The organism is Candidatus Magnetaquicoccus inordinatus (assembly GCF_004217665.1).
Taxonomy (GTDB): Bacteria; Pseudomonadota; Magnetococcia; order Magnetococcales; family Magnetaquicoccaceae; genus Magnetaquicoccus; species Magnetaquicoccus inordinatus.
Window position 1 is genome coordinate 1 of record NZ_RXIU01000393.1, and the last position, 1,701, is coordinate 1,701.

1 protein-coding gene is annotated in these 1,701 nt (G+C 59.0%); it reads right to left on the reverse strand.

Annotated elements, in window-relative coordinates; all coding sequences use genetic code 11:
- Positions 1-246: 246 nt before the first annotated feature.
- The coding region (gene larC, locus EJP87_RS15945; RefSeq protein WP_130472839.1) for a nickel pincer cofactor biosynthesis protein LarC at positions 247-1,701 on the reverse strand (1,455 nt) is incomplete at its 5' end.

Below are 1,701 nucleotides of genomic sequence, written 5' to 3' on the forward strand. Positions count from 1 at the left end.
CTCTACCCCCATGGGGATGCTGTGCGAATTGGCGCAACAATGCGCGCCAATCCGCTCAGCTTGCTTCCATTAGGCGCGCCGCGCCGACGCAAAAAGCGCGTCGGCTTAGTTTGAAAAGCGCGCCAAAGGCAAAAGATTAAAAGCAAAATCCCAGGGATTCCATCCCTGGACCCGGCCAGGGAGGTGCCCTCCCTGGACCCGCAATAGTTTTGGGTGGTGAATAGTTACCCGCTCGGCGACCATTTTTCACAAGCCCTCCATGCTCTGCACAGAGAGTTCGGCGGGATAGAGCCATGGTGTGATCTTCTGCTGCGCCTCTGCCATGCTCCAATTCTGTGCCTGAGCCAACTGCAGCAGATCCGCATATTCCACCTTGCCCACTCCTGCCGCCTCCTTGATCCGCACGCTCCCCCATGGTGTCACCACCTCACGGAGAGTGCGCGGCAGCAGCCAACGGGAGAGACTCTGCACCCGTACTCCCAAAGCGCTGCTGTGACGCAGCAGCAGTGCCGCCACCGCTTTTGCTTTCTCCTCCGCGACCAAAACCTCCAGACGTATCCCCGGACGCCCCTTCTTCATGGTCATCGGGGTCAGAGTCAGATCCACGATCCCTGCCTGCCACAATTGCTCACTCAAGTGGCCATACCACTCCGGATTCATGTCATCGATATGGGTGGTAAGCTGGCTGATCCGATCCTGCAGCAGAGGGAAAACCTCCTCCTGGTCACCCGCACGGCTCTCTTGCGCCAACAGACGCAACATATTGGCCTGTCCGGCAATCTCGCGACTGCCCAATCCGTGTCCGATGCGATCGATGCGGGTCAAAGGAGAGCAACCAAAACGCTGCGCCAACGTCACCAAAATGACCGCCCCTGTCGGAGTAATCAACTCGCCCAACACCTTGTCAGGACGCAACGGAACCGCAAAACGCCGCAACAACTCTGCCACTGCTGGTCCCGGCAACGGCAGTCGCCCATGCGCACACTCGACAAATCCCGATCCTGGCGCCACCGCCGAGGCGGTACACTCTGTCACCCCCAATGCCCAATAGGCATAGGCCGCCCCACAAATATCCACAATCGCATCCACCGCCCCCACTTCATGAAAATGGACCTCGTTGAGGGCACAACCATGTACTGCAGCTTCCGCCTCCGCCAAACGGCTAAACATGGTGGAGGAGAGCTCCTTGACCGGCTGAGGCAACGCCGATTGACCAATCAATGCCAGTATGGTTGGCAAAGAGCGGTGCACATGCGGCGCAGAATGGGTGGAGAGCCTCGCATCGGGATGCCCATGCGGCAAAGGGGTGTGCAATAAAGGGTGTTGCAGAGGATGCACCGGTGCAGCATGGCCAGAGTGACCAGGCGCATGCTCCTGGACATTGTACGGCACAGGGTGGTGCGCATGGTGGTATTCCTGGTGATGCGCATCGTGGTGCGCATGATGGCATTCATGATGCTGCTCATCGTGGTGCACATGGTGATATTCATGGTGATGCTCATGGCGGTGCCCATGTAGATGGTGGTGCGCATGCGGATGACGGGAGTGCTCCTGCCGCTCGCCTGCCGCCACTCCCGCACTGGGCTGCTCTTCTGCGCTCTCCTCTACCTGCAGATAGAGACCACGAATCCCGCCCCGTTTTTCCTCACTGATCTGCCAACACCATCCCGAAAGCAGGCTCTGCAATGCCTGATGCAACGG